The 25,360-nt window shown below is 45.4% G+C and carries 23 protein-coding genes and 1 riboswitch; of the genes, 7 read left to right on the forward strand and 16 right to left on the reverse strand.

All coding sequences use genetic code 11. The features are described from left to right. Positions 1 to 285: 285 nt before the first annotated feature. On the reverse strand, positions 286 to 1,767 hold the full coding sequence (gene gltD, locus GNE05_RS09865; RefSeq protein ID WP_007611890.1) for a glutamate synthase small subunit: 1,482 nt from the start codon (positions 1,765 to 1,767) through the stop codon (positions 286 to 288). Between the two features lie 16 nt (positions 1,768 to 1,783). Next, positions 1,784 to 6,343, reverse strand: coding sequence for a glutamate synthase large subunit (gltB, locus tag GNE05_RS09870; protein ID WP_160182719.1), 4,560 nt, complete (start codon positions 6,341 to 6,343; stop codon positions 1,784 to 1,786). A gap of 145 nt (positions 6,344 to 6,488) precedes the next feature. Between gltB and GNE05_RS09875 the strand changes: the two genes are divergently transcribed. After that, complete coding sequence (locus GNE05_RS09875; protein ID WP_015239986.1) at positions 6,489 to 7,391, forward strand: glutamate biosynthesis transcriptional regulator GltC; 903 nt, start codon at positions 6,489 to 6,491, stop codon at positions 7,389 to 7,391. A gap of 60 nt (positions 7,392 to 7,451) precedes the next feature. Here GNE05_RS09875 and proB read toward each other — a convergent pair whose 3' ends face one another. The 4 genes from proB to GNE05_RS09895 form a co-directional block, all read right to left on the reverse strand. Beyond that, entirely contained in the window at positions 7,452 to 8,570 is a 1,119-nt protein-coding gene (gene proB / locus GNE05_RS09880; RefSeq protein ID WP_007407346.1) for a glutamate 5-kinase, read from the reverse strand. Between the two features lie 24 nt (positions 8,571 to 8,594). Next, on the reverse strand, positions 8,595 to 9,443 hold the full coding sequence (proC, locus tag GNE05_RS09885; RefSeq protein WP_160182720.1) for a pyrroline-5-carboxylate reductase: 849 nt from the start codon (positions 9,441 to 9,443) through the stop codon (positions 8,595 to 8,597). Between the two features lie 176 nt (positions 9,444 to 9,619). Beyond that, the gene (gene rtp, locus GNE05_RS09890) at positions 9,620 to 9,988 is read right to left on the reverse strand and encodes a replication termination protein (protein ID WP_003153833.1); all 369 of its coding nucleotides are present in this window, start codon (positions 9,986 to 9,988) and stop codon (positions 9,620 to 9,622) included. 287 nt (positions 9,989 to 10,275) lie between these two features. Then, the gene (locus GNE05_RS09895; RefSeq protein WP_007407344.1) at positions 10,276 to 10,992 is read right to left on the reverse strand and encodes a 3-ketoacyl-ACP reductase; all 717 of its coding nucleotides are present in this window, start codon (positions 10,990 to 10,992) and stop codon (positions 10,276 to 10,278) included. 129 nt (positions 10,993 to 11,121) lie between these two features. Between GNE05_RS09895 and GNE05_RS09900 the strand changes: the two genes are divergently transcribed. Then, positions 11,122 to 11,427 (forward strand): DUF948 domain-containing protein, encoded by a 306-nt coding sequence (locus GNE05_RS09900; protein ID WP_014418090.1) that lies wholly within the window; start codon positions 11,122 to 11,124, stop codon positions 11,425 to 11,427. Between the two features lie 65 nt (positions 11,428 to 11,492). Beyond that, positions 11,493 to 12,254: a hypothetical protein gene (locus GNE05_RS09905; protein ID WP_021494175.1), complete on the forward strand. Its 762-nt coding sequence runs from the start codon at positions 11,493 to 11,495 to the stop codon at positions 12,252 to 12,254. 30 nt (positions 12,255 to 12,284) lie between these two features. On the opposite strand, the gene GNE05_RS09910 is transcribed toward GNE05_RS09905, so the two are convergent. From GNE05_RS09910 to GNE05_RS09920, 3 genes are read right to left on the reverse strand one after another with little or no spacing between them, the layout of a single operon-like run. Continuing rightward, positions 12,285 to 13,532: an RbtT/DalT/CsbX family MFS transporter gene (locus tag GNE05_RS09910; RefSeq protein WP_025650370.1), complete on the reverse strand. Its 1,248-nt coding sequence runs from the start codon at positions 13,530 to 13,532 to the stop codon at positions 12,285 to 12,287. Between the two features lie 47 nt (positions 13,533 to 13,579). Then, positions 13,580 to 15,046: an FGGY-family carbohydrate kinase gene (locus GNE05_RS09915; RefSeq protein ID WP_025650371.1), complete on the reverse strand. Its 1,467-nt coding sequence runs from the start codon at positions 15,044 to 15,046 to the stop codon at positions 13,580 to 13,582. Further along, positions 15,039 to 16,055, reverse strand: coding sequence for a 2-hydroxyacid dehydrogenase (locus GNE05_RS09920; protein ID WP_029974615.1), 1,017 nt, complete (start codon positions 16,053 to 16,055; stop codon positions 15,039 to 15,041). Before GNE05_RS09920 ends, GNE05_RS09915 begins: the two co-directional genes overlap by 8 nt. Positions 16,056 to 16,176: 121 nt before the next feature. Continuing rightward, positions 16,177 to 16,269: riboswitch (SAM riboswitch) on the reverse strand. 146 nt (positions 16,270 to 16,415) lie between these two features. Here GNE05_RS09920 and GNE05_RS09925 point away from each other — a divergent pair. Both GNE05_RS09925 and GNE05_RS09930 read left to right on the forward strand, forming a co-directional pair. Beyond that, positions 16,416 to 18,479, forward strand: a complete 2,064-nt coding sequence (locus GNE05_RS09925; protein ID WP_029974613.1) for a molybdopterin oxidoreductase family protein — start codon at positions 16,416 to 16,418, stop codon at positions 18,477 to 18,479. 85 nt (positions 18,480 to 18,564) lie between these two features. Further along, entirely contained in the window at positions 18,565 to 18,849 is a 285-nt protein-coding gene (locus GNE05_RS09930; RefSeq protein ID WP_014418096.1) for a hypothetical protein, read from the forward strand. Positions 18,850 to 18,892: 43 nt separating this feature from the next. Here GNE05_RS09930 and GNE05_RS09935 read toward each other — a convergent pair whose 3' ends face one another. Beyond that, positions 18,893 to 19,117, reverse strand: a complete 225-nt coding sequence (locus GNE05_RS09935; protein WP_026092256.1) for a hypothetical protein — start codon at positions 19,115 to 19,117, stop codon at positions 18,893 to 18,895. A 195-nt stretch (positions 19,118 to 19,312) separates the two neighbouring features. Here GNE05_RS09935 and GNE05_RS09940 point away from each other — a divergent pair, with 195 nt between their 5' ends. Both GNE05_RS09940 and GNE05_RS09945 read left to right on the forward strand, forming a co-directional pair. Beyond that, positions 19,313 to 19,891 carry a MarR family winged helix-turn-helix transcriptional regulator gene (locus GNE05_RS09940; RefSeq protein WP_017417951.1) on the forward strand — a complete coding sequence of 193 codons (579 nt, stop codon included), beginning with the start codon at positions 19,313 to 19,315 and terminating at the stop codon, positions 19,889 to 19,891. Next, positions 19,884 to 20,165 (forward strand): hypothetical protein, encoded by a 282-nt coding sequence (locus tag GNE05_RS09945; RefSeq protein WP_017417952.1) that lies wholly within the window; start codon positions 19,884 to 19,886, stop codon positions 20,163 to 20,165. The genes GNE05_RS09940 and GNE05_RS09945 overlap by 8 nt, the downstream gene beginning before the upstream one ends. A 38-nt stretch (positions 20,166 to 20,203) precedes the next feature. On the opposite strand, the gene GNE05_RS09950 is transcribed toward GNE05_RS09945, so the two are convergent. The 6 genes from GNE05_RS09950 to GNE05_RS09975 form a co-directional block, all read right to left on the reverse strand. After that, positions 20,204 to 20,668 carry an SMI1/KNR4 family protein gene (locus GNE05_RS09950; protein WP_029974608.1) on the reverse strand — a complete coding sequence of 155 codons (465 nt, stop codon included), beginning with the start codon at positions 20,666 to 20,668 and terminating at the stop codon, positions 20,204 to 20,206. Between the two features lie 13 nt (positions 20,669 to 20,681). Beyond that, positions 20,682 to 22,481 (reverse strand): T7SS effector LXG polymorphic toxin, encoded by a 1,800-nt coding sequence (locus GNE05_RS09955; RefSeq protein ID WP_160182721.1) that lies wholly within the window; start codon positions 22,479 to 22,481, stop codon positions 20,682 to 20,684. A gap of 330 nt (positions 22,482 to 22,811) precedes the next feature. After that, positions 22,812 to 23,144 carry a chaperone CsaA gene (gene csaA / locus GNE05_RS09960; RefSeq protein ID WP_007611940.1) on the reverse strand — a complete coding sequence of 111 codons (333 nt, stop codon included), beginning with the start codon at positions 23,142 to 23,144 and terminating at the stop codon, positions 22,812 to 22,814. A gap of 68 nt (positions 23,145 to 23,212) precedes the next feature. After that, positions 23,213 to 23,923, reverse strand: a complete 711-nt coding sequence (locus GNE05_RS09965; protein ID WP_017417954.1) for an AraC family transcriptional regulator — start codon at positions 23,921 to 23,923, stop codon at positions 23,213 to 23,215. A 35-nt stretch (positions 23,924 to 23,958) separates the two neighbouring features. Further along, positions 23,959 to 24,525 (reverse strand): TetR/AcrR family transcriptional regulator, encoded by a 567-nt coding sequence (locus GNE05_RS09970; RefSeq protein WP_094295943.1) that lies wholly within the window; start codon positions 24,523 to 24,525, stop codon positions 23,959 to 23,961. Further along, positions 24,525 to 25,244, reverse strand: a complete 720-nt coding sequence (locus GNE05_RS09975) for an MBL fold metallo-hydrolase (protein ID WP_012117735.1) — start codon at positions 25,242 to 25,244, stop codon at positions 24,525 to 24,527. The genes GNE05_RS09970 and GNE05_RS09975 overlap by 1 nt, the downstream gene beginning before the upstream one ends. Positions 25,245 to 25,360 lie beyond the last annotated feature (116 nt).

Raw genomic sequence — 25,360 nt, forward strand, 5'->3', positions numbered from 1 at the left:
CCGTTTCCTTATTTGTTTATAAGCGTTTCCACTTGAAATTCAATATGTTTTTCCTCATCAATTAAAATCTGCCCGCAAATCGACTGCAGACACACAGAGCCCGTCAGCAGCACCGTGATCAACTGCTCAAGGCTTGCAAATCGTCTCAGTCTGCGGAAGAAAACAATCTCTCCACTCTGTAAAACAAAATTCCATATGTTATCTTCCACTACAGGAAGAAGGAGATTTCATTTCAATACGAAAAACCGGCTGATCCCAGCCGGTTTTATAAATAAACCCCTTTATTTACGGTAAAACAGTGCTCCCCATTAAATAACTGTCGACTTCGCGCGCTGCTTCCCGGCCTTCATTAATCGCCCATACAATCAGGCTTTGGCCCCTTCTCGCATCCCCTGCGGCGAAAACACCGTCAACATTCGTTTTATAATCCCCATATGCCGCCTGAATTTTATGATTTGCCGAATCGACACCGAACTGTTTCAATAATGGCTGTTCCGTCCCTTCAAAACCGATGGCGATGAACACCAGCTGAGCAGGCCAGACTTTTTCTGTTCCGGGCAGTTCATGAAATTCATACTTTCCGAATTCGTTTCTGACTTTTTCCATTTGAATGGTGTGAATCTCTTGTAAGCGGCCCTGCTTATCGGCCACCATTTTTGTCGTCTGAATTGAATATTCTCTCGGGTCTTTGCCGAACTTTGCCTGCGCTTCTTCATAGGCGTATTCAAGGGTAAAGACGTGAGGCTGTTCAGGCCACATATTGTCGTTCGTGCGCGTTTGAGGAAGTTTAGGATGTTTCCCGAACTGGTGCACGCTGCGCGCTTTTTGGCGCAGCGCGGTTGCCACGCAGTCAGCTCCTGTGTCTCCTCCGCCGATTACGATGACGTCTTTCCCTTTAGCGTCTATATATTGTTTGTCTTTGAAGTTGGAATCTAAATAGCTTTTCGTCGCCAGTGTTAAATAGTCCATCGCATAATGGACACCTTTTGCTTCCCGGCCTTCAATCAGCAGATTGCGCTGCTTTTGGGCGCCTGTGCACAAAATGACGGCATCAAATTGTTCTTTCAGCTCATCTGCCGTTATGTCAACGCCGATTTCGGTATTTGTTACAAAATCTATACCTTCCTGCGTCAAAAGCTTAATACGGCGTTCGACGACATTTTTCTCAAGCTTCATGCTCGGAATGCCGTACATCAGCAGGCCTCCGGCTCTGTCGGCACGCTCATAGACCGTTACGGAATGACCGGCTTGGTTCAGCTGATCAGCGCTTGCCAGACCTGCCGGGCCTGAACCGACGACAGCGACTTTTTTACCTGTGCGTTTCGCTGGAATTCTCGGCTGAATCCATCCATTTTCAAAACCTTTGTCAATGATCGTCCGCTCAATGTTTTTAATTGAAACAGCCGGATCTGAAATAGCCAGCGTACAAGATCCTTCACAAGGAGCGGGACAGACCCGCCCTGTGAATTCAGGAAAGTTATTCGTTTTCAGAAGGCGCTCCAAGGCTTCTTTCCAGCGCCCCCGATAGACGAGGTCATTCCACTCCGGTATCAGATTATAAATCGGGCATCCGGAGGTAAAACCGTTGATATCAGCGCCGATTTGGCAAAACGGTGTGCCGCAATCCATACACCGCGCCCCCTGCCGCTTTGACGCTTCATCTGAAAATGGAGCCGAATACTCTTTCCAATCCTTTAAGCGAGTGAGAGGGTCCCGCTCAGCCGGTTTTTCTCGTTTTTCTTCCATGAATCCAGTTGGTTTCCCCATGTTCCTCTCCCCTTTCTTACTGTACTACCGCTTGTTTTTGATCTTTGGCAGGCGTTTGGAGGACCTTTGTATTAGCTTCAAAAGCATACATAATTGCGTCTTCTTCTGATAAACCCGCCGCTTTTTGTTCTTCGATGCTGAGGAGCATTTGTTTATAGTTTTTCGGAATGACTTTGATAAAGGTTTCTGCGGCTTTTTCCCAATTGTCCAGGAGATCTGCGGCTTTTTTGCTGTTTGTCAGCGCCGCATGCCGTTTGACCATTTCTTGCACTTCTTTGATCTCCGCCTCATCCGTCAGCTTTTCAAATGAAATCATTTCCATGTTGCATTTGCGTTTAAATGCTTTGGCATCATCACTCAGGACGTATGCGATACCGCCTGACATTCCCGCCCCGAAGTTTTTGCCGACTTCACCGAGGACGACAACCCGGCCGCCTGTCATGTATTCACAGCCGTGGTCTCCGATACCTTCTACAACGACATTGACTCCGCTGTTACGGACTGCAAAACGTTCACCGGCGCGCCCATTAATGTACGCTTCCCCGCTTGTTGCTCCGTAAAATGCGACATTCCCGATAATAACGTTATCGTGTGTTTCACAATTGAAGGCATCAGGCGCTTTCACGATGATTTTTCCGCCTGAAAGCCCTTTGCCTACGTAGTCATTTGAATCCCCGTTCAAATGAAGCGTCATCCCTTTAGGGACAAATGCTCCGAAACTCTGTCCGGCTGATCCGGTAAAATGAAGTCTGATCGTATCATCCGGCAGGCCTTCCGCTCCGTAGCGTTTAGAAATTTCACTTCCCGTCACGGTTCCGGCTACGCGATTTGTATTATTGATCTTGATTTCAGCTTCCGCTTCCTGACCGGCTTCAATTGCAGCCTGCACCGCCGGAAGAATAACCGTCATATCAAGCGACTCGTCGATTTTATGGTTTTGCGCCGTACGGAAAGTGCGTACGCCTTCAGGCTGGTACAGCAGTGTGGATAAATCAAGCTGGCCCGCTTTCCAATGTGCTTTCGCACGTTCACTGACATGAAGAACGTCTGTCCGTCCGATCATTTCATCAAGCGTCTTAAAGCCTAACTGTGCCATATATTCACGCACTTCTTCTGCGACAAACAGCATGTAATTTACGATATGGTCAGGATCGCCCATGAATTTTTTGCGAAGCTCCGGGTTTTGCGTCGCGACACCTACAGGACATGTATCTAAATGGCAGGCGCGCATCATGACGCAGCCGAGAACGACAAGCGGCGCTGTAGCAAAGCCGAATTCCTCCGCACCGAGCAAGGCGGCCATTACGACATCTCGGCCTGTCATCAGCTTACCGTCCGTTTCCAATACCACGCGATCCCGTAAACCGTTCAGCATCAGCGTTTGGTGAGCTTCTGCAAGACCAAGCTCCCACGGAAGACCCGTATGTTTAATACTTGTTTTCGGCGACGCGCCCGTTCCGCCATCGTAGCCGCTGATGACGATGACATCCGCAGTGCCTTTTGCCACACCGGCCGCAATCGTGCCGACACCGGCTTTTGACACGAGCTTGACGCTGATTCGCGCGCTTCGATTTGCATTTTTCAAATCATGGATCAGCTGCGCCAAATCTTCAATTGAATAAATATCATGGTGAGGAGGCGGTGAGATCAGCCCTACACCTGGTGTAGAACCGCGGACATCCGCGACCCAAGGATATACTTTGTTGCCCGGAAGCTGACCGCCTTCTCCCGGCTTCGCCCCTTGCGCCATTTTGATCTGCAATTCATCCGCATTGACGAGATAATGGCTCTTTACGCCGAAACGGCCGGAAGCGATCTGTTTAATCGCACTTCTTCTGTCGTCGCCATTTTCATCCGGAACGAAACGTTTCGGGTCCTCGCCGCCTTCTCCGCTGTTGCTTTTTCCGCCAAGCCTGTTCATCGCTATCGCTAAAGCCTCATGGGCTTCCTTGCTTAATGAACCGAATGACATCGCTCCTGTTTTAAAACGTTTCACGATGGAAGCAGCTGATTCAACTTCCTCTAATTTTAAAGGCTTGCGGTCTTCTTTGAAGGCGAACAGATTGCGTAAAAATCCGATTCGTTCTTCATCCGCTGCATGAGAATACTGCTTAAACAGGCTGTAATCATTTTTGCGGCAGGCCCATTGCAGCGTATGGATGGTTTTCGGGTTGAAAGCGTGGTGCTCTCCCCCGTTCCGCCATTGGAATTCACTTCCCGGATCAAGAGTTTGGCTGTAATCATCCTTGTACGCCGCTTGGTGGCGCTTCTTCGCTTCTTGCGCAATCGTCTCGATATCGATTCCGCCAAGCTGAGATGCAGTACCGGTAAAGTATTTGGCGATAACGTCTTCACCGATGCCGACCGCTTCAAAAATTTGGGCGCCCCTGTAACTTTGCACAGTTGAAATCCCCATTTTTGACATCACTTTCACGACGCCTTCTGTTACGCTCTTTCCGTATTTGCTGACAGCTTCTTCATACGGAATATCAAGCCGGCCTTCATCGATTTCCTGCTTATACGTAGCGTAAGTCAAATACGGATTGACAGCATCGGCACCATATCCGATGAGAGCCGCAAAGTGATGAACTTCACGCGCTTCCCCGGATTCAACGATAATGCTTGCTTTTGTTCGCAGACCTTGGCGGATCAAATGCTGATGCAGCGCACTGACGGCCAAAAGCGGCGGAATCGGCGTCAACTCTTTACTCATTGCCCTGTCAGATAAAATTAACAGAGATACGCCTTCCTTGATCGCTTTTTCCGCCTGCTGAAACAAATCCTTCAGGCCTTTTTCCAGGTCATCGGAAAACAGCGTGCGGATGTTCTGGCTCTTAATGTCAGGGTGCACAAGTGTTTTCAGCGCATAAAACTGTTCGTTTGATAATACAGGAGTATACAATTTTATGCGGCGTGCATTTCTTTCACTCGGATGCAGCAGATCGCCTTCAGCTCCGAGCCATGTCACCGTGGAGGTCACAAGCTGCTCGCGGATCGCGTCAATCGGCGGGTTTGTGACTTGCGCAAACAGCTGTTTAAAGTAATGAAACAGTGATTGGGCGCGATCGGATAAAACGGCGAGCGGCGAATCATTTCCCATAGAGCCGAGCGGGTCCTTGCCTTCTTTAATAACAGGAATTAAATACTTCTGAATATCTTCATACGTATAGCCAAACGCTTTTTGACGGACGAGAAGATCATCGAATTGTTCCTCTTCCCGGATTTCCGGGTCAGGATTCACTTGAACCAATTCTTCTTCAAGCCATTTTTGATAAGGGAATTCATTGGCAATTTCTGTTTTCACTTCTTCATCTGAAATAATCCGGCCTTCCTCTAAGTCAATGAGCAGCATTTTTCCGGGCTCCAGACGTTTTTTATGAAGAATGTTCTCCTGCTCTACTTCAATAACGCCGACCTCAGATGAGAAAATAATATGGTCATCTTTTGTCACATAGTAACGTGCCGGACGCAAGCCGTTACGGTCAAGGATGGCGCCGATCTGTTTTCCGTCCGTAAACGAAATGGCGGTCGGCCCGTCCCACGGCTCCATTAAAGAGCTGTGATATTCATAAAAAGCCCGTTTCGCTTTAGACATGTGAGTGTTTTCCGTCCATGGTTCCGGAATCAGCATCATTGCCGTATGTGCCGGTTTCCGCCCCGCCATCACGAAAAATTCAAACGCATTATCAAGAATGGATGAGTCACTGCCCTCAGCATTTAGAATCGGCAGCACTTTGTGAAGATCGTCTCCGAAGCTTTCTGAAACGAACTGCTGCTCCCTCGCTCTCATCCAATTGATGTTGCCCCGGAGCGTATTGATTTCTCCGTTATGAATCAGATAGCGGTTCGGATGGGCACGTTCCCAAGTAGGAAAGGTATTTGTGCTGAATCTTGAATGCACGAGTGAAAATGCAGATACGAAGGTTTCATCCTGCAAATCCAAATAAAAAGCGTCAACTTGCTCAGGCGTTAACAACCCTTTATAAACAATAGTCTGGCTTGACAAGCTTGCGAAGTAAAAATCAAGCTGTTCTTGAACGCCCCAATTTTCCGCCTGCTTCCGGATGACATACAGTTTGCGTTCAAAAGCAAGGCTGTCTTTCAAATCGTTTGCGGCGCCGATGAATACTTGACGCACATACGGGCAAGTGCTTTGTGCCACTGTTCCGATTTTTCCGACATTTACAGGGACGGTTCTCCAGCCGAGAACGGTCTGTCCTTCCTGCTCAATGAATGCATTCACCTGTTTTTCGATCTTTTTTCTTTCTTCATCATTTTGCGAGAAAAAGACCATTCCTACCCCGTAACGGCCTTTTTCCGGCAGTCTCATTTCTCCGCACTCTTTCTTAAAAAAAGCATCAGGGATCTGAACCATCAGGCCGGCGCCGTCACCCGTATTCGGATCACTGCCCTGTCCTCCTCTGTGATCCAGCTGGCAAAGCATCTGCAGTCCTTTTTTGACAATGTCATGTGAAGGTTTCCCTTTTAAATGGGCATACAAGCCGATTCCGCATGCATCGTGCTCAAATTCCGGACGGTAGAGACCTTGTGCTTTCGGCATTTGATTGTAAGTCATAATTCCTCTCCCCCGATCAGTTTCCGTTAATTATCGGTCATAAAATCTGACAACTTTAAATTAATTGTAAGTTTTCAAAACAATATAAACAATATATAATTTAGATCAAATACATCTCAAAATGAGATAGATAGGTGTGAACGCAATGGAATTACGCCAGCTTCGGTATTTTATGGAGGTAGCAGAACGGGAACATGTATCAGAAGCGGCTGATCATCTGCATGTCGCACAATCCGCCATCAGCAGGCAGATTGCAAATCTTGAAGAAGAGCTGCAAGTCACTTTATTTGAACGGGAAGGCAGAAATATTAAATTAACGCCGATCGGCAAACAATTTTTAGAACATATTAAAACGGCGATGAAAGCAATTGATTACGCGAAAGAACAAATTGATGAATATCTTGATCCGAATCGCGGAACCGTCAAAATAGGATTTCCGACGAGCCTTGCAAGCCAGCTTTTGCCGACGGTGATTTCGGCGTTTAAAGAGGAATACCCGAACGTTGAGTTTTTGCTCCGCCAGGGGTCTTATAAGTTTTTAATCGAAGCGGTAAGAAACAGGGATATAGATGCTGCGCTGCTCGGCCCCGTTCCGACGGAATTCCCCGACATAACAGGCAATATCTTATTCACGGAAAAGATTTACGCGCTTGTTCCGCTGCACCATCCGCTTGCCAAACAGAAAAATATTCATTTAATTGATCTGCGCGGCGACCAATTTGTTTTATTTCCTGAAGGGTTTATTCTCCGTAACATGGCGATTGACGCTTGCAGACAGGCCGGCTTTGCGCCGCTTGTATCGACGGAAGGCGAGGATTTAGATGCCATTAAAGGATTAGTCTCCGCGGGGATGGGAGTTACTTTATTACCTGAAAGCACCTTTGCAGAAACCACACCCCGGTTCACGGTCAAAATTCCGATTGAATTTCCTCAAGTGAAGCGCACCGTAGGCATTATTAAACCAAAAGGAAGGGAACTGGCTCCGTCTGCAAATGATTTCTATCATTTTGTCATTCAATTTTTCTCTAAACTTGAACAATATCAATAAAAAACAAACCCGAGCTTCAAAACGAAGCCTCGGGCTTTTTCATATTTTTATAGATCTTTCTCAGCCGATCGGAATGGATAGTTCAACGTGGCAGACAAACGCTTCCGGATCAATGACTGATTGATCGGTCTGTTTGGGCGGCGTTTCTTTAAAAGTCTTCAGCTGGGCTGAGGAATAGTTGACGATGCCGAGTCCGAGCTCTTCTCCCTGCTGATCAAGCAGCCTGACAACCGCTCCGCTGCTGAATCTGCCCTTAATCTGCTCGATGTCCTGCGGTGACAGCTCCATATTTCCGTTCGCGACATCGCGGCTGCTTTCTTTTTCCATCACAATTTCGCCTTCGGGGCCGGAATTAAATGCAAGCCATTGTTCTTTGTGGTTTAACGGCAGGGTTCCTTCCGCTTCAAAATAAGTTCCTTCAGCCGCCTCATCTACCGCTTGAAGCAGAATGTCCGGAATGTTAGCCTGCCCCAGAAAGCCTTTAATACCGGAGGCCATCACAATTTTAAAAGCATCCAGTTTCGAACGCATTCCGCCGGTTCCCATTTCACTCCCGGCATCTCCCGCGCTTGCTTCTATTTCCGGAGTGATGTCACTTACATGACTGATTCTTTTCGCTTTCGGGTTGCTGCGCGGGTTATCATCATATAAACCGTCAATGTCTGATAAAATCACAAGCATGTCGGCATCAATTAAACCTGCCACCTTCGCTGCGAGTGTATCGTTATCTCCGAATTTCAGCCGGTTGACTGTGACCGTGTCATTTTCATTAATAATCGGAATAATGCCCCGTTCCAAAAGGACGTTCATCGTATTGCGCACATTATGGTAGCGGCATTCATCGGAAAAGTCGCTTCTTGTAATTAAAATTTGTGATGCGACATAACCGTGCGCTAAAAACAGCTTTGAATAAGCCTCCATTAATAATCCCTGTCCGATGGAAGCAGAAGCCTGTTTTTCAGGGAGGCTTTCCGGTTTCTGAATAAATCCGAGCTTCCGATAACCTGCCGCCACTGCGCCGGAAGATACTAAAATCACTTCATAGCCGCTGTCTTTCAGCTGTGCGATTTGATCCACCAATGCTTCCAGCTTTCTTCTGCTGATTTCCCCGTGCAGGCTCGTCAGTGAGCTGCTGCCGATTTTCACCGCGACTCTTTTGATCTTCGTCCGAGACGTCACTGTATCACTCCTGTTTTTTAACGATTATAGTGCTGCCGTTTTTTCAATTGTTTTGCTGATCTCAATAGAACGTTCGGTCGCGTGTTTAATGGCTTTGGCAATGGCTTCTCCGCCGCCTTCTGACCTGAGCGCATCGAGGCCGGCTTCCGTCGTGCCGTTTGGAGAGGTGATGTTTTCCCGAAGCACATCCGGTTTTTCACCCGTTTCCATCAGCATTTTAGCGGCGCCCAATAACGTTTGCGCGCCGATTTTGCGGGACAGCCGTTTGTCTAAGCCGGCTTCTTCACCTGCTTTTTCAATAAACTCCATTAAATAATAAAAGTACGCCGGTCCGCTGCCTGCGATGCCGGTGAAAATGTCCATCTGATCTTCCTTGATCACGTACACTTCCCCGAGGCATTCCAAAAGGGATACCGCGGTTTTTGCTGAATCGTAAGAGACATGGTCTCCGAAAGCCGCAGCTGTTGCCGATTCACCGATCATGCTGGATGTGTTCGGCATCACTCTTACAACCGGCTGACGGTCATGTAATGATTGTTGTATAAATGAGGTTGTTATGCCTGCCAGAACAGACAGGATGATTTGATGAGGTTGAATACGCCGTTTCAGCGCAGCCAGAGCGATTTCAGCATCCTTCGGCTTCATGGCTAAAATAAAGACATCAATGTCTTCGGTTTTCATGCTGTCAAAAGCAATGCCTTGAATTCCGTACTGATGTTCCAATTCAGCGAGTCGCTCTGTATTGCGGCGGTTTGTCACGCAGATGTTTTGGTTGGGAATTTTTTTTGCGCGGACCATGCCTGATATCATTCCTTCAGCCATTGATCCTGCTCCGATAAAAGCAACTTTCTTTTGATCTAAGATCGGTAACATCTCCCTTGTTCGTATTTCGTTCGTATTTTTCACACGTTTTTTATGTTACCACTTCAGGAGTCGATGTCAAGTTTGAAGGTATTATTGATATGTATTGTTCCGAGCCTGTTATTATGTATAATGAATCACAGAACAAACCTTTTGAGCCCGGGAGGCCGGATGCGTTCCGGCCGGATTTAAAAATTATCTGAAATGGCTTTTTCTATCAGCTTTTTGCAGCGGTCAAGCTCTGTCTTCAGCTGTTTTTTGTAAAGCTTCGCAGCTTCATAGTCTTTAAATTGATAGAGAACGACTTCCTGGAGTTTGGCTCCCTCTTTTTTCACTTTTACTTGCTTTAAAATCCCGTCATCCAATAGTTCGTGAAGTGAACGGTACACCTCGGTATGATTCGGCTTAAAACCGATGGGTTTAAATTCCGAACGCAGCACCTCGAGAAGCTTCAGTCCGTAAAGCCGTTCCTGCTCTGTCATTGTAATCATGTAAAGCTTTAAAAAGGCTCTTTGTTTCACTAAAAAACCGGTTGAACTTCTTTTTTCTTCTTTCAATATGTGCACACCCTTCCTTCTAACAAATTATTCCATGTGCTAAATATTCTCTTTATATCCCGTTTTTCCTTTTTATCGTTCGGACAGTTTGATTTGTATTGATTTGTTTTTTGGAGAGCGGGGAAAAATAATTTTAATGAACATTTGGTACATAGTTTATTTAGTTTAATTATAACTGATATCGGTTTCTTTTTCACTCTTTTTTCTGCAAAAACGGATCTTTATGCCTATTTATTCGGGTTGCGGAAACAAAAAAAGACCCGTCACGAAGACAGGTCCCCTTTTGTTTAAGGATTAGTTGACCACAAACCGGCAGTTTTGATGAAAATGCGCGGATGTAATTTCAATTGAGCAACCATATATTCTGCAAGATCCTCAGGCTGCATGACTTTTTCCGGATTGCCGTCTGTCAGATTTAATTCAATAGACATGTCGCTGGCAACCGTGCTCGGCGTCATTGCGCTGACACGGATATTGTGTTTTCTGACTTCCTGCATGAGAGATTCAGTCAGACCGAGAACGGCAAATTTAGAAGCGCTGTACGCACTTGTCGCCGCGGCGCCTCTTTGGCCCGCCGTAGAAGAAATATTAATGATATCTCCTGATTTTCTCTCAATCATTTCAGGAAGAACGGCGCGTGTCACGTGGTATACACCCATTACATTAACTTGAATGATGTCTTCCCACTCTTCAGGCGTAAGATCCAAAAATCCGCCGAATTTGCTGATTCCGGCATTGTTAATCAAGATGTCAATCTCACCGAGTTCTTCTTTAATAGAGGAGACGGCTTGCTCAACCTCTTTTTGGTTTTTTACATCGGCAGCAGCGAATGATGCCTTTACACCAAGGGCTTTCACTTCTTCCGCAACCTTTTCGACATTTGCTTCTGTGCGGCCGATTAAACCGATATTGACTCCTTCTTTGGCTAAAGCGATAGCGGCGGCGCGGCCGATTCCTCTGCCCGCACCCGTGATAAGAGCCGTTTTGTTTTGTAAGCTTTCCACGTCTTTCACCCTTTCTGAATGTCCTTATGTACGATTTCACATTATAAGCAGAAAAAAAACAATTAGCAAATAAAATGATTCAACACGATCCGTAAAGGGTATCAACTGAAAAAAAGGAGTGAAAAGAAGATGATCATCATTTTGTATATCAGTGCTGCCGTTGCGGCTGCCGCATTAATTTATGCAGCCGTATCCGCCGTGCATTTTAAAAGAAACACAGCGCCTGATATAAAGAAGATTAACGCCGCGACAGCGTCCATGCAGACGGCCGTTGATGAAATCAAAACAGAAACCGATCTGTTATCGCAAAAGCAGAAAGAACTGCAGGAAGATTTTCTCACTAAAAAAACAGCCGTGCAAACGACGGCGGCCGAAGTTAAAGGAACGCCTCACGTCTTAAAAATGCTCTGGAACGCCGGTAAAAGTGATGTATGAGCCTGCATGTCATCCGACGTTTTTGATGACACTAAGAGAAACCGGCGGATTCAAGGAGGCATAACATGATTTGCGATCGTGAGCGGCTTGCGCGTTTTTTGCAGCAGCTTAAAGCACTATCATATTCGGGAGAATTTACAAAATCGGATTTGCTGACTCCGGCTTTCCATTTAGCCAAGGACGGAGATCTGGATTTGTATTATTCGCCTCATAATGAATATATTAACCCTCATGCAGTCGTTGCCATTTCCGGAATCACACCCGGTTTTTTTCAAATGCAGCTGGCTTACAAAAAAGCGGCACAGCTTTTAAAAGATGGCGAAACTCTTGAAACGATAGCGTATGAAACAAAAAAAGCGGCCGGACTTTCCGGTTCAATGAGACAGAACATCATCGAAATGCTTAATGAATGCGGTCTGCCGGCCGCGCTTCACGTTGAGGATTCATCCCGGTTATTTGATTCAAAACGGGAGCTTCTTCATACAACGTCCGTTATCAAACACCCTGTTTTTTATAAACAGAAAAACTATACGGGACATCGGCCGGCAATCAGCAGATCAGCTCTTCTCAGCCGTTACGCGCTGAGATGTTTTCCGGATGAAATAGAAATGATAGAAAAGGACATTCTGCTTATCCCTCTCGGTAAAGCAGCAGAATCAGCCTGCCGCATGCTGAAGAAGAACGGCAGAATGGGTCATGCGGTCATTCTGGAAGGCTTCCCGCATCCGTCCGGAGCAAACGGACATCGTTTCAAACAATTTCACGAAAACAAACAATCGTTACGTGAACAAATTCAGCGCTTTGCCGGGTTTCTTCAGCAGCTGTAAAAAACGCCCCGAATTTTCGGGGCGCTGCTGTTAAGAAGCGTATTCAGGCAATGCTTTATTGTGTTTTGCCGTTTTCTCTTCAGGTATTTTGATTTGATTTGTCAAGATTGCACTTACGAAATAGAGCGCTGCGAAAATCCATACAACGCCTTGTGCGCCGACAAGTCCGATGAACGCCCAGGCAAGCGCGGGGCCGACAAATGCCGACAGTCCCGCAGCCAGATTTAACACAGACATGGCAGCACCTTTATCGCTGCCGGCCGCCGTCGGCACGATAGCCCCGACCGGAACGAACCCGGCGAGGAGCCCTCCCCATATAAAACCGACAATGCTGACGAAAAGCAAGTTCCCATGTGATACAACAGGTGCATAATATAATAAAAGAGTAAAAATGCCGCAGCCCACTCCCCCGAACCACATGACAGTCTTTTTCCAGCCGAAGGCATCGCCGACTGCGCCGAAGATTAAGTTAAAGACGATATTTCCGAGAAAGATCGTTCCCCAAATTTGAAGCCATACATTTGTAGAAATGCCGTGCTGCGCCATATGCATCGGGAGGAATACCGGAAATCCGTATGTTCCGATGCTGTTAATGATCCGAATGATCCCCCCAGAGAGCACGCGCGGATTTACAGCAAGGATGGTGATTCCCTTCATTAATTCCTGCGCCTTTTCCCGCTTATCTGCCTTTTTCTTTTCAAAGCGGTCCCTATTTAAAATCAAAGCAAAAAACGCGCCGAGGCAGACCCAGAAAATTGAACTCCACAGTGTATTCAAATAGCCGAAGGATTTGATGGCCCAGCTTGAATACCAAGCACCGAATACAAACATCCCGCAGCAATATGCAATCCAGAACCAGCCGACCGCCGTACTGAGCCTGTTTTTCGGCGACCGGTAAATCACCCATGTCAAAAATGAATAGGCAAACAGCGGATAACCCAGCCCTTTAATAAAATACGTGACATACATCACCGGCAAATTAAGATTTTCAAATCCGTATGCGATAAACGCGGCTGTTCCGATCACGTAAAACAACAGCCCCATAAACATCGTCCGCTTTGCGCCGAAGGCTTCGAGGCAGACCCCTGAAAACCAAGACGCCACAGCGAGAGAAATACCGTAAACCGTAAACAGGGATGCTGATTGCTGTACCGTCAAGCCGTTTTCAACTAAAAACGGGCTGAGCCAGCCTTGTTCAAGGCCGTCCCCCATCATAAACAGCACGACCCCCAAAAATCCCCAGGCGAGCTGTTTCGGAATTCCTATTTTATTAAGCATTTTTGTTCCTCCTCAGCAATCTTTCATGTTGTCATCTCATCCCCAAGTCAGGCTTTCACCGCCGGCTGAAAATGAGTAAATAATTCTTGCGTATGTTTCCATTCTTCATATAGGAAGAGATCCGTCTGATCCGCTTCCGGCTCAATTACCTTTGTGCTGCTCGAAAGCTCTGCTTTCACACCGAGAGCTTCGTTGCAAATCATCGCCGCTCCCATTGCGGATGCCTGGCTGAACCCCTCTCTCTTATAGATTTTCTTTTGCAGAAGGTTAGCAAGAAACTGCGTCAAAGCATCACTTTGGAAACCGCCGCCGCACACCTTCACATAATCTTGTGAAAAGGAAGCCACCTCTGTTAACGCCTCATAGTTCCATTTGATTGAAAAAGCGATTTCCAGCAGTGCGGCTTTGACAAAATGGGCTCTGCTTAAGTTTTGGGACAGCGGAGCGTCAAAAATAAATCCGCCTTTTGCCAGTGCGTTTTTCTCAGGCGATAAATAGGAGCCTAACGCAGAAATACAAGCATGATCGTGTTTCGGCAGACTTGCGATTTCCCGTTCCATGACGCCGTAGGATTCATTCGGATAAAAAATGGATTTTAATTTTTGATAATTGAGTCCTGTTACACCCGGATTCGTTTCAAGAAGCCATTGACCTTCTTCTGTATGGCAATTCAGCCATGCATTCTTTAAACTTTCGGTTCCGGTCTCCGCTGTTATCTTTGTAATCGGCGTCGTCGTGCCGGATACGATGACGATATCTCCCGGCTTTGCATCTGCACTTTTGATGGCAAGCTGTGTGTCTCCCCCGCCTGCAATCACAGGCACTCTTTCAGATAGACCGAGAACCGCCGCTTTCTTAAACGTTAACATTCCGACAACCGTCCCAGATCGGACGAGTGAAGGAAGAATGGCAGAAGGCACACCGAAGATGTTGCATAATTTCTCTGACCACGCCTTTTTCCTTACGTCAAACAGCAGTGTTTCAGCAGCCTGTGACGGTTCATAGCTCAAAATGCCGCTCAGCTCAAATGTCACCCAGTCACTGATGCTTGTGATGTACTTCACTTCTTTCCATAAAGACGGCTGTCTAGCTTTTAATCCGACAAGTTTCATGGCGGAAAATAAAGCGCTCGGAAGACGTCCGGTTTGCTGATGCACTTCTTCTTTTGCCTCAATCCCGTCTTCCCATTCACGGCCTCTGTTATCAATGTTGGGCAGACCGAGAAATGCCTTTTTATCTTTATTGATCAGAACAATTCCCTGCCTCTGGCTTGTTGAGGTGATTCCGATTAATGTAATATGAGGGCTTTTGGCAATAACCTTCCTTGCCATAGCACTGATTTGCGTCCATAGCCCTTCCGGTGAGAAATATCGTCCGTCCGGATAAAGCGGATCCGTCACATATTCAATGTCTTCCCTTTCAAGCGCGGTCACTTCACCGCCGGCTGTCACGACCGCGACTCGCGCATTCCCCGTTCCGATGTCAAATACAAGGTAGCCTTTTTGTTCAGCCATTACAGCCTCCTCCTTCCGTTTCAAGTTCTCTTTTGTTATAAAGTTCACGTATTGAACAGGTTTGATCTTGTTTCCATTTGAAAAGCGCTCCATTTAAAATCTTCACATGATGATCCTCCACTTCAAACGTTGCGCCCGCTAAATGGGGAGTCGCTAACACATTCGGCAAAGAGATCAATTCATAATCAGAAGATTCAGGCGGTTCGTGATAAAACACGTCAAGGATCGCTCCCTTAATCCGCCGTTCTTTCAGCACCCGCAGCAGCTCTTCCCTGTCTGTAACCGCCGCTCTTGACGTATTGACAAAAACAGCTTCCTGTTTCATCAATTGAAAGTGCCGGGCGCCGATAAGGCCGATGGTTTCTTCTGTGCGCGGCAAGTGAACGGAAACAATATCACTTTCAGAAAATACCCGTTCAATCGTCGTTTTTTCATACTCCCGGTTTTCATGACGGACAAATGGGTCATAGTAAAGCACCTTGCAGTCAAAAGCGGCCAATAGCCGGGCGATTCTCTGTCCGACAGCTCCGAAACCGATAATACCGACTGTTTTCCCCGTCAGCTCATTTCCTCTGAATTTGACGTAAGCCTGCAAATAATCACCATTCCACTTCCCGTCCTTCAGCCACTGATGGGAAGAATACGTATGACGCAAAAATGAAATCACATTTCCGATAAACATTTCAGCAACAGCCTGGGCATTGCGGGCCGGTGTAAAGAAAACGGGGATTTTTCTTTTAGTCGCCGCCGCAATATTCACATTAGACGGCATTCCTCGGCAGACACCGATAAAAGCGGTATCGGGCAATATGTCAATAACACGCTCAGACACCTCATCAAGTTCAGTAATAAGCCCCGACGCGTTTGTCTCTTGAATCATTCGGATCAATTCATCTTCCCGATAGGCCCGGCCGTGCTTCTTCCACGGCCGGTGCACAGTCCGGCCGAACAGCTCAGTCAGCTCCTTCAGCCCCTCGTCGTGATATGGTGCGGTAATTAAAACCGTCATGGTGCAAAACATCCTTTTCACATAAATTTTTTCATAAAAAAATCTCTTTCCCCAAAGAAGGAAAGAGATTCATATACCGTCTTTATGCGCTTGAAGCGCACAAATATGTATAGATCATCCTTTCCTATCTTTCAAGCATACGCTTGCTGGAATTGGCACAATAAATGTTGCCGAGGTTTCGTAGGGCCAGTCCCTCCACCTCTCTGGATAGAAAATAAAATGATGAAATTGTCAGGCTGTTTAAAAGAATAAACTCATCATAGAAAAGTCTTTCCGTGATGTCAACACTTTTTTCTGAATTGACGTTCGATTTTGAAATGTTATAATGCTTACAATATAAACAAAGAGGAGAAATGGGCTATGAATTCTGCTGCAACACAGCCGAACGGGGTATTTAAGTCGGTATGCTCACTAGACTGTCCCGATCAATGCGGCTTGCTTGTGACAAAAAAAGACGGAAAAATCGTTAACATTCAGGGAGACCCCGATCACCCGGTCACATCAGGGAATATTTGCAACAAAGTCAGACACATGGCTGAGCGTATTTATGATGAGAAGCGCGTAACCGTTCCGTTAAAACGGATCGGTAAAAAAGGTGAAGCCGCGTTTGCGCCTATTTCCTGGGAGGAAGCGATCAATACGATCAGTGCGCGCTGGAAAGAGCTTATTGCCGAAGAAGGAGAGGAAAGCATTCTTCCGTACAGCTTTTACGGCAATATGGGAAAACTGGCGGCAGAGGGAATGGACCGCCGTTTTTTCCATCGTCTGGGAGCGAGTCATCTCGAACGGACGATCTGCAGCAAAGCCGGTTCTGAAGGCTATAACTATACAATGGGTGAAGGAGCGGGTACTGATCCGGAGGAGACCATACATGCAAAGCTCTTTATTTTTTGGGGGATCAATGCCGTCAGCACGAATATGCATCAAGTCATGATTGCTCAAAAAGCCCGGAAAAAAGGAGCTAAAATTGTCGTTATCGATGTACATAAGAACCAAACCGGCCGGCTTGCCGATTGGTTTATTTCCATTCGCCCCGGCACAGATGCCGCACTCGCCCTCGGTATCATGCATGTCTTATTCGACGAAAACCTTCACGATGAAGCATTTCTCACAGAATACACCGAAGGCAGTGACGAATTAAAAGCGCATGTTAAACACTATGATCCGGAAACGGTTTCTGCTATTACAGGCGTTAAAGCCGACGATATCAGACGTCTTGCGAGAATGTACGGGGAAACCTCCCCTTCCCTTATCAGGATCGGAAACGGCATTCAGCACCATGACAACGGCGGAATGATCGTCCGCACCGTCGCCTGCCTTCCGGCTGTTACAGGACAGTGGCTCAACACCGGAGGAGGCGCAATCAAGCACAACAGCGCGGTATTAAACTATAACAGACAAGCGCTCCAGCGGCCTGATCTGCTTTACGGCAGGAAGCCGCGATCATTTAATATGAACAGGCTCGGAAGCGTTCTTTTAGAAACAAAACCGCCCGTACGCTCCCTGTTTATTTACGGTACGAATCCTGCAGTGGTTGCGCCGGAAGCGAATAAAGTCAGAAAAGGCCTGCTGCGGGAGGATTTATTTACAGTCGTTCACGATCTATTTTTAACGGAAACCGCCAAATATGCGGATATCGTGCTCCCTGCTTCATCCGCATTTGAAAACACAGATTTTTACACGTCTTACTGGCATCATTTTATTCAGCTGCAAAAACCGGTGATCGAACCCTACGGGGACAGCAAATCGAATACGGAAGTGTTCCGTTTGCTTGCCGGAGCAATGGGATTTACCGAGCAGGAGCTTCAGGATTCCGATGAAGAGTTGATCAGACAGGCGCTGGACTTTCCCGACAATCCGTATATCGAGGATATTGATTACGAAGCGCTCTCACGCCATTCCTTCATGAAAGCCAAACGGAAAAAACCGCTTTTTCCGGGAAAGCTCAAGACACCGAGCGGAAGAATTGAATTATATTCGGAAAAGATGAAACAGGACGGTTATCCGGCGCTGCCGACACACATCCCTCTTGAGAGCGATGACGATTTTCCGCTTTTATTTGTCCCGGGACCGAATCATAATTTTTTAAATTCAACATTTTCGAATAATGAAAAACACGTAAAATTAGAAAAAGCGCCAAAGCTTTTTATTCATACAGAAGATGCTGTACGCCGGAACATAGAAGACGGGGAAACCGTTAGAGTTTGGAATCACCGCGGCGAGTGTGAATTAACAGCTTCGGTCGGCGAACAGGTGCTTCCCGGCGTTGCAGTCAGCCAAGGTCTTTGGGCCGATATGGATGATAAAAAACAGCTTGTCAACTCGCTCACGCCCGATCGGCTGGCGGATATGGGCGGAGGCGCTGTTTTCTTCTCCGGAAAGGTGCAGGTGGAAAAGCTAAGCAATCAAAACCGCCCGCAATAAACGCCGGGCGGTTTTGATGAAGGCTGAATCCTTTCAGCCGGCTTCACCGTATAAAAAGTGATAACGTTTATTGGAGGTTTGCTGTATGGATATCATTACCGGCATCGGAATCGCTTTAGCCGGATATTTCATCGGAGACGGATTGAAAAACTTTAAATCACCTGATCCTCATGAACACACTGACCACATTCTCATTAAAGAAAAAGATCTGCACTTCTATATTGGTTATTATTTAGGAGTTACGAAGGAAGAAGCAAAACAAATCGTGCCCGACACCTCTGACATTCCGCATATCACGAGAAACGGAAAGCGGTATGTGCAGAAGAATACATTAAGAGAATGGCTGACTTCTATGCTGGAAAAAGAATAACAGCTGCCATGAAAAGCGGGAAGAGTTTTTCTCTTCCCGTTCATCAAGATACGCCGCCCTGCCTCTCTTCAACCCCAAACATACGACAGATATCGTTCTTACTTAACGAAACATCCCCTTCTTTAGATTTCAAATAAAACCCTTTCTTATATAACCGTATGACTTCCTCATATGTAAGCTCATGACGAAGGAGCGCCATTAAACGCCCGTCTTTTTTATCCTGTTTATTGAACCATTCATACTGTTCTGACCAGTTCACTTTCTGCATGTCAAACACCTTCTCACTTTGGATTAATGCCCTTTTCGCATTTATTATACTTATTTCCCCTTTTGTAAACACTCCGACTGCCTGTGACATTTTTGCATCCGCACCCACTACTATTAGTCACCATGTTGACTTATTTTCCATTTCGATGTATATTGTAATTGTCAACATGGTGACAATTCAGATAGGAGATACCTTATGGATATTAATTTACTAATGAAGGAACTGCATGTTATGCAACAAAGTTACGCATCATTATTTTCGGTTGTCAATAAAGTGCAGGCTCGGGGGGACGAATACTTAGAACTGTTGACTTCCCGACAGCACATGACTCTTATTGCTATTGCCCATTTACCGACGGAAGATACCACACTTATGAATATCGCTAAAAAGCTGGGCACAACAAAACAAACCGCTAACAAATTAATTTCAAGCCTCGCGAAAAAAGGATATGTTCACACTGTGCCAAGCAAACTGGATAAACGTGCAATCAATATTGAGATTACCGCTGAAGGAAAAAAAGCGTTAATTTCCTGTTCAGAAAAATCCACCTATTTTTTAGCGGATATGTTTCAAGACTTCACAACTGATGAAATTGAAACATTCTGGAGGCTATTGCAAAAACTTTATCGTTTTGATGGTGAAGAACAGGATGGTTTTGAAGAAAAAGCACATTTAAAAGTTGAAGATCAGGCACAATTCATCTCAGATGACTATGAAGAAAAAATCATGGCTGAATTTTCAAAACGGCGATATGGGGGTGCAGACGATGAATAATATGCTTTATCGAAAAGTAAAAGAAACAGAGGATAAGATGAAGGAAAAATGCTATGAGCTGAAAGATAAAATTGATCAATTTATTTCTCATGCTAAATATAAAATTCATTGCAAACGTAAACTGGACCGAGCCGGCAATTATATATCAATTGCCATCGGACTCTTTATCCTAACTGCCTCATGGCTGACCGCAACACAATGGCTGCTTTGGATAGGCGCGGCGAGTATTTTGAGTAATGCCTGTTTGCTCATTATAAAGCCTGTTAAAAATTGATAACCTGAAAAAGCTCTCTAAAAGAGAGCTTTCTTTTATTAATCGTCCCAGTCTTCATCTTCTTCCCAGTTTTCTTTCATCTCATGAAGTCTTTCATAAAAGAACTTTATAAAATGGGCAGAATTAAGTTCTTTATAGCCACCGAATTCACTCCAAATAACAACTGGACATTCTCCTTCACTGTTGATTTTATTGGTATCTAAACAATACCCAAAAAAATCAACATGTTCTATGACTACTAAGCCACTTGGCAATCCCCTATATTCATGATATTCCCTGGTTGTTTCTACAACTGAAGCACCGCCAAAATCATAGCCTAATAAATCGATTCCATAAACCCCGCCAGAACCATAGTTTCTAAGAAACCATTTGTAGCTATCTGGCAGCGTGACTTGAAGATCTTGCTCAATTTTTAAAATTTTATCTTCTCCAATCCCACCCGTAAAATCTTTTTCTTTTGCATTATCAGCTATGAATTCTCTTACTTTCAAATAAAAATCCATGGTTTATAACCCCTTATTCTTTCTCATATTGTTTTGCTCTCCACTTCCAATACCTTGTCTTAAAGTTATTGTACTGTTTCTCCAGGTAAACATCATTCCTGAAGCTTTCTCCATTACCTTTAAGGCCATGTATTACGTCGCTATACTTTGTATGTAAACTATTAGGTATCTCAAGCAACGGTCCACTTTCTTCTTGTATGAGGTGATGTAAGTTAATCTGTGTTCCGTCTTTAGCATAAGGAGACTTACCATCTTTCATTAATTCCAGGTTGGTTTTTCCTTTTGGAGTTTTTTGATTAATATCAATGTCCTTTAAGGTATAGACTCTACGGCTTACATCTCTAATTTGTCCTTTAACTTTTACTTTGCCATCTATTTCAACAGCACCATACTTTTCTTTATTTAACCAAGGAAGGTTTATTTCTTGACCAGTAAACGGCTTTCTCGTTCCATCCGGGATTTTCTTTGCATTGGTCAAAAGTTCATTTTTAAGGTTTTGGCTGTCAACCACATTGTATGGTACGTTATCGGCCAGAGCAAGATCATACTTAGAGTTATAAGGAAGCAGATCTGGAAGTTTAACGTCTTTAATTTTCTTCCCTGCCTGTCCTGCCTTGTTTATGACCTTCCCCGCCGCATCAGCTTTGTTAACGGCTCCTGCGCCTTTCGTTCCGACGACAGCCACAGCCACTGAACCGACCGCATATGTCACCCATCTTGATCTGGAGTAAGCATCTCCGTTCACCATATCCTTTTGATACGACTCTTCAATTGCCGCTTTAACAGCATCATATGTTTTCACAGGATGAAGTACTGCATTCCCCAGTGCTGACAGCGTTTCCCCCGGATCGGTTATGAAGTCCCATAGACCGGTTACCGTGTCTTTCCCGACATCATAAAGGCCGACACCGGCTCCTTTTAATATATCCCAAGTCACTTCTCCGGCTTCTTTCAGCTGTTGTGCTTGTTCAAGCTGAATGACATATTGCTGCTGGGAAGGTTCAAGATTCTCGTAACCGATCTTCTTCGCAATTTCCAAGTATTCATCCGGATCGGTCACACCGTCAGCCAGCTTTTTCTTTAGATCCTTGATTTCCCGCTCTTTCGCTTCTTCCTTCTTAAACGTTAAATATGTGTCTGAGTGTCTTGCAATCTCGCCTTTTTTCTTATGTATGTCACTTTCTCTGTACGCCTTGGCGTTATAGTGAAGTGGTGTTACATTTTTCCCTTTGCCTGTAGCATTTTGGAGCTGCTGAAAATCTGCCTGAATGAAATGTTCATTTGCCTCGGTTTCTGCGTATTCTTTCGTTAGATCGTGATCAAGCTTTCCGAGTTTATGTATGGTCTTATCCCGTTTTTTGTCTGCTGAATCCAGCTTTTGATCGACATCTTCTGTAGAGAAAACATCAAGATGAATGATATCACTGATTTCATCAAGGATACCTTTCATTTCATTGCGCTGCTCCTGCATGATAGCTTGTGATGTATTCTTCGCATGTATCAACTCATGTTCTAAAAATGACTCTTCCACAAACGAATCGGCCAATCCGGCATCAGCTACTTTTCCTGAAATACTGTTAAGAAACGCAATCTTCATATCGATCAGATCAAGCCAGCTGTCCGTGACGCTGGCGTGGTCTTGGAAAAAGGCTTTGATATTGTCGGCGCCTTTGCCTGAAAACTCACTGTCGTCTAAGTCAGCCATTTCCTGAAACGCTTTTCTGAGATTAATAAATTGTTCTCTAATCTGATCGTATTGTTTAGCCCGCTTTTCTGCGGCTGAAATGAACGAGGCTGCTTCAAATACTTTCATTTACGTCTCCTTTCCGCTTCTTTCTGTCTAAATTTCACCATAGGATATAAGATTAGATGAATCTCTTGCATTTGTCGAACTGCTTTATTTAAGATCATAAAATTTCAAACAAAACCTTACACGAAGGAATCTGGGATCGGCAAAACAAAGCCAAATATAACATATGTTGAAAAATCTCTTGCATTTCCACACCCGCCATGCTATATTGATATAGCGATGAGCTGAATTGTGTAAGCCGATGCACATGCCCTTGCGGCACACACGAATGTGGCGTGTGGTGTATCGCCTCAATACGCAAAAGACGTTTGCTTCTGCAAACGTCTTTTTTTATTATCCGATTTTCGTTCCGTTCGGTACTGTCTGCTCTGGCGTAAGCAGGACAACATCTCCTTTTTCCGGGATGCCGCCGAGAACGAGAACTTCTGACTTAAATCCGGCGATCCGCCGCGGCGGAAAGTTGACAATAGCGGTAACCTGTCTGCCCGTCAGATCACCCGGTTCGTACCGTTTTGTAATCTGGGCGCTTGATTGTTTCATGCCGATCTCTTCGCCGAAATCTATTGTCATCTTAATGGCCGGCACCTTTGCTTCCGGGAATACTTCCGCTTTTACGACCGTTCCTATTCTAAGATCAAGCTTGATAAAATCTTCGATGACTGCCATATCAAAAACTCCTTTTTTACAATCATGATACCAAAAAAAGAAGCAGTTTATTTAACCGATTTTCAGGATTATTTATCAGATTGAAAGGTGTTTCGGAAGACGCGCGGCGTTATTCCCTTATGTCTGACAAACCATCTGGTGAAGGAAGACAAATTTTGAAAGCCGACCTCCTGACTGATGTCTGTCAGCCGGCATTTTGTTTCAATAAGCATTTGTTCCGCTTTCTTCATACGGAGCTCAGCAATATAAGCTTGCGGGCTTTTTCCCGTCTGCTTTTTAAACCAGTCGGAATAATACGCCGGGTGGTAATGTTCCATTGCGGCGAGCTCTTTAATTGTAAAAGTCTTTGAGAGATTTCGGCGGATATACGCAATTGAATTATTCGTACGGTTTTCTTGTATCTTTCCAGCAATATATTCTGCAAGCAGACTCAATGAATGAGCCGACTGCTGCTTTGTCTCTTCTGTCAGCAGAAACCGAATCGATGTCCAAAAAGGATCAAGCTTATTCAGAACGCCGGGGTCAAAGGAACCTTTGAAAAAAAATGCCGGTATGTCGAGAACGAGACATTCATTTCGCTCCAAAGAACGGAACCGATGTTCATACCCGGGCGGAATATACAGCATTTGATCAGGTTTTAATCTGATTTCACGTCTTTCTGTCTCCAGGTCCAGCTGTCCTTCGAGCGGAAAAAGCATTTGGCAGTATGTGTGTGCATGAGAATCAAAAATATGTGAATAGGTGCGCCGCTCACAAATGATATGTTGTAATGAATCCATTTGTCCCTCCTTTTTATTTAGTTTACATAACAATATTATTGTTCCCTCTCCTGCAAACCTCTTAGGAAAGCAACAACTGCAAACTTCCGGCTTTCCTTAATTGATTCGGTTAATTCAAATGCACTCTGTTTTCTCAACACGGCAAATCCGTGAAGAAGGCTCCTCAGTCCTCTCGCAGCATGAATCGCAGTGTCAGACTGTGCATAACCGTTCGCTGTCAGCTGCCTGACAACAAGCTCTACAAGCAGGCTTGACAGATTCTCAATCCGGCCGTCTTTTATCTTTTGAAATGTTGCGTCATATAATCCGGGATTGGCTTCGGCGAAATTGATATAGGCATCGGCAAGAGCAAGCAAAGCCGTTTCACCCGTCAGTCCTTCTGCAGAGGCCGCCATTCTTTCATATAACATAGTTAAACCGGAGATAGCCAGCTCTGTTTTAATTCCTTGAAGGCCATTGACAAAATTGTAAAGGGAAGGCGGTTTTACGTTTAAGGACTTTGCAACAGCCGCAAGCGTCACTTCGTTCAGCCCTTTTTCGTCAGCGATGCCTGCTGCGGCTCTCAATATCATGTCAAGGCTCATTCCGACTCTCGGTGACATTATGATCGGCCTCCCGGCAGGCTTCGTTCGGCTTCCTCAACAGCCTCAGCCATCATTTCAACGGGATTGCAGAGAACATTTCCATGTCCGGCGGCCAGACTGCTTGGTTGATGAGCGATAAGCGTTCTTGCTGTTTTTACAGCTTCTTCTTTATTCCACGTAGCAAAAGCCGGAAACGGAAATTTCCATTTCAGCTTCCCAGAAACAGCAAGGCCGCCCCGTACTTGAAAGGCATCTCCGACGATCAGCATATCATTTCTCATATCTTTAAAAGCGAGGCTTCCCGGCGTATGACCGGGAGCGGGAATGACAAGTAAAGATCCGATCCGCTCGCCGCCTTTCAGCAGGCGATCAGGTTCGGTCTGAACATTTTTCGGCACTCCCCCCTTTATCGGCGTTTGTGCTTCATGCTCAAATAAAGAAGTGTCACCTTTCAGCAAGAAAGAATCCCGCTCAGAAATACAGACGGAAGCATCCGGAAATTCCGCAGCTAATGAGTCAAGCGAACCGATGTGATCCCCGTGCGCGTGGGTGAGTAATATGTCATTCAGCGGCTTCCCAAGCTGCCGCAATGCTTGCTTGATTCCTTTATGACTGTTAGGCAGTCCGGCGTCAATCAGGGTTACTCCTTCTTCTTCTTCAACCAAATAACAATTCACCGGGAAAAGCGCTGGAAAAAAAGTCAGCTGCCAAACACTTCCGTATTGTAAGATTCTCATCAACATCCCCCTAAAACTAATATCATTAGTTTTATTATAACTAATACTGTTAGTTTATCAAGAGTTTTCTGTTTAAATCCTGAAAAAGGCGCGGGCGCTTCTCTTATGCAAAAAAA

This window comes from Bacillus sp. AM1(2019), assembly GCF_009906915.1.
GTDB classification, from domain to species: domain Bacteria; phylum Bacillota; class Bacilli; order Bacillales; family Bacillaceae; genus Bacillus; species Bacillus velezensis.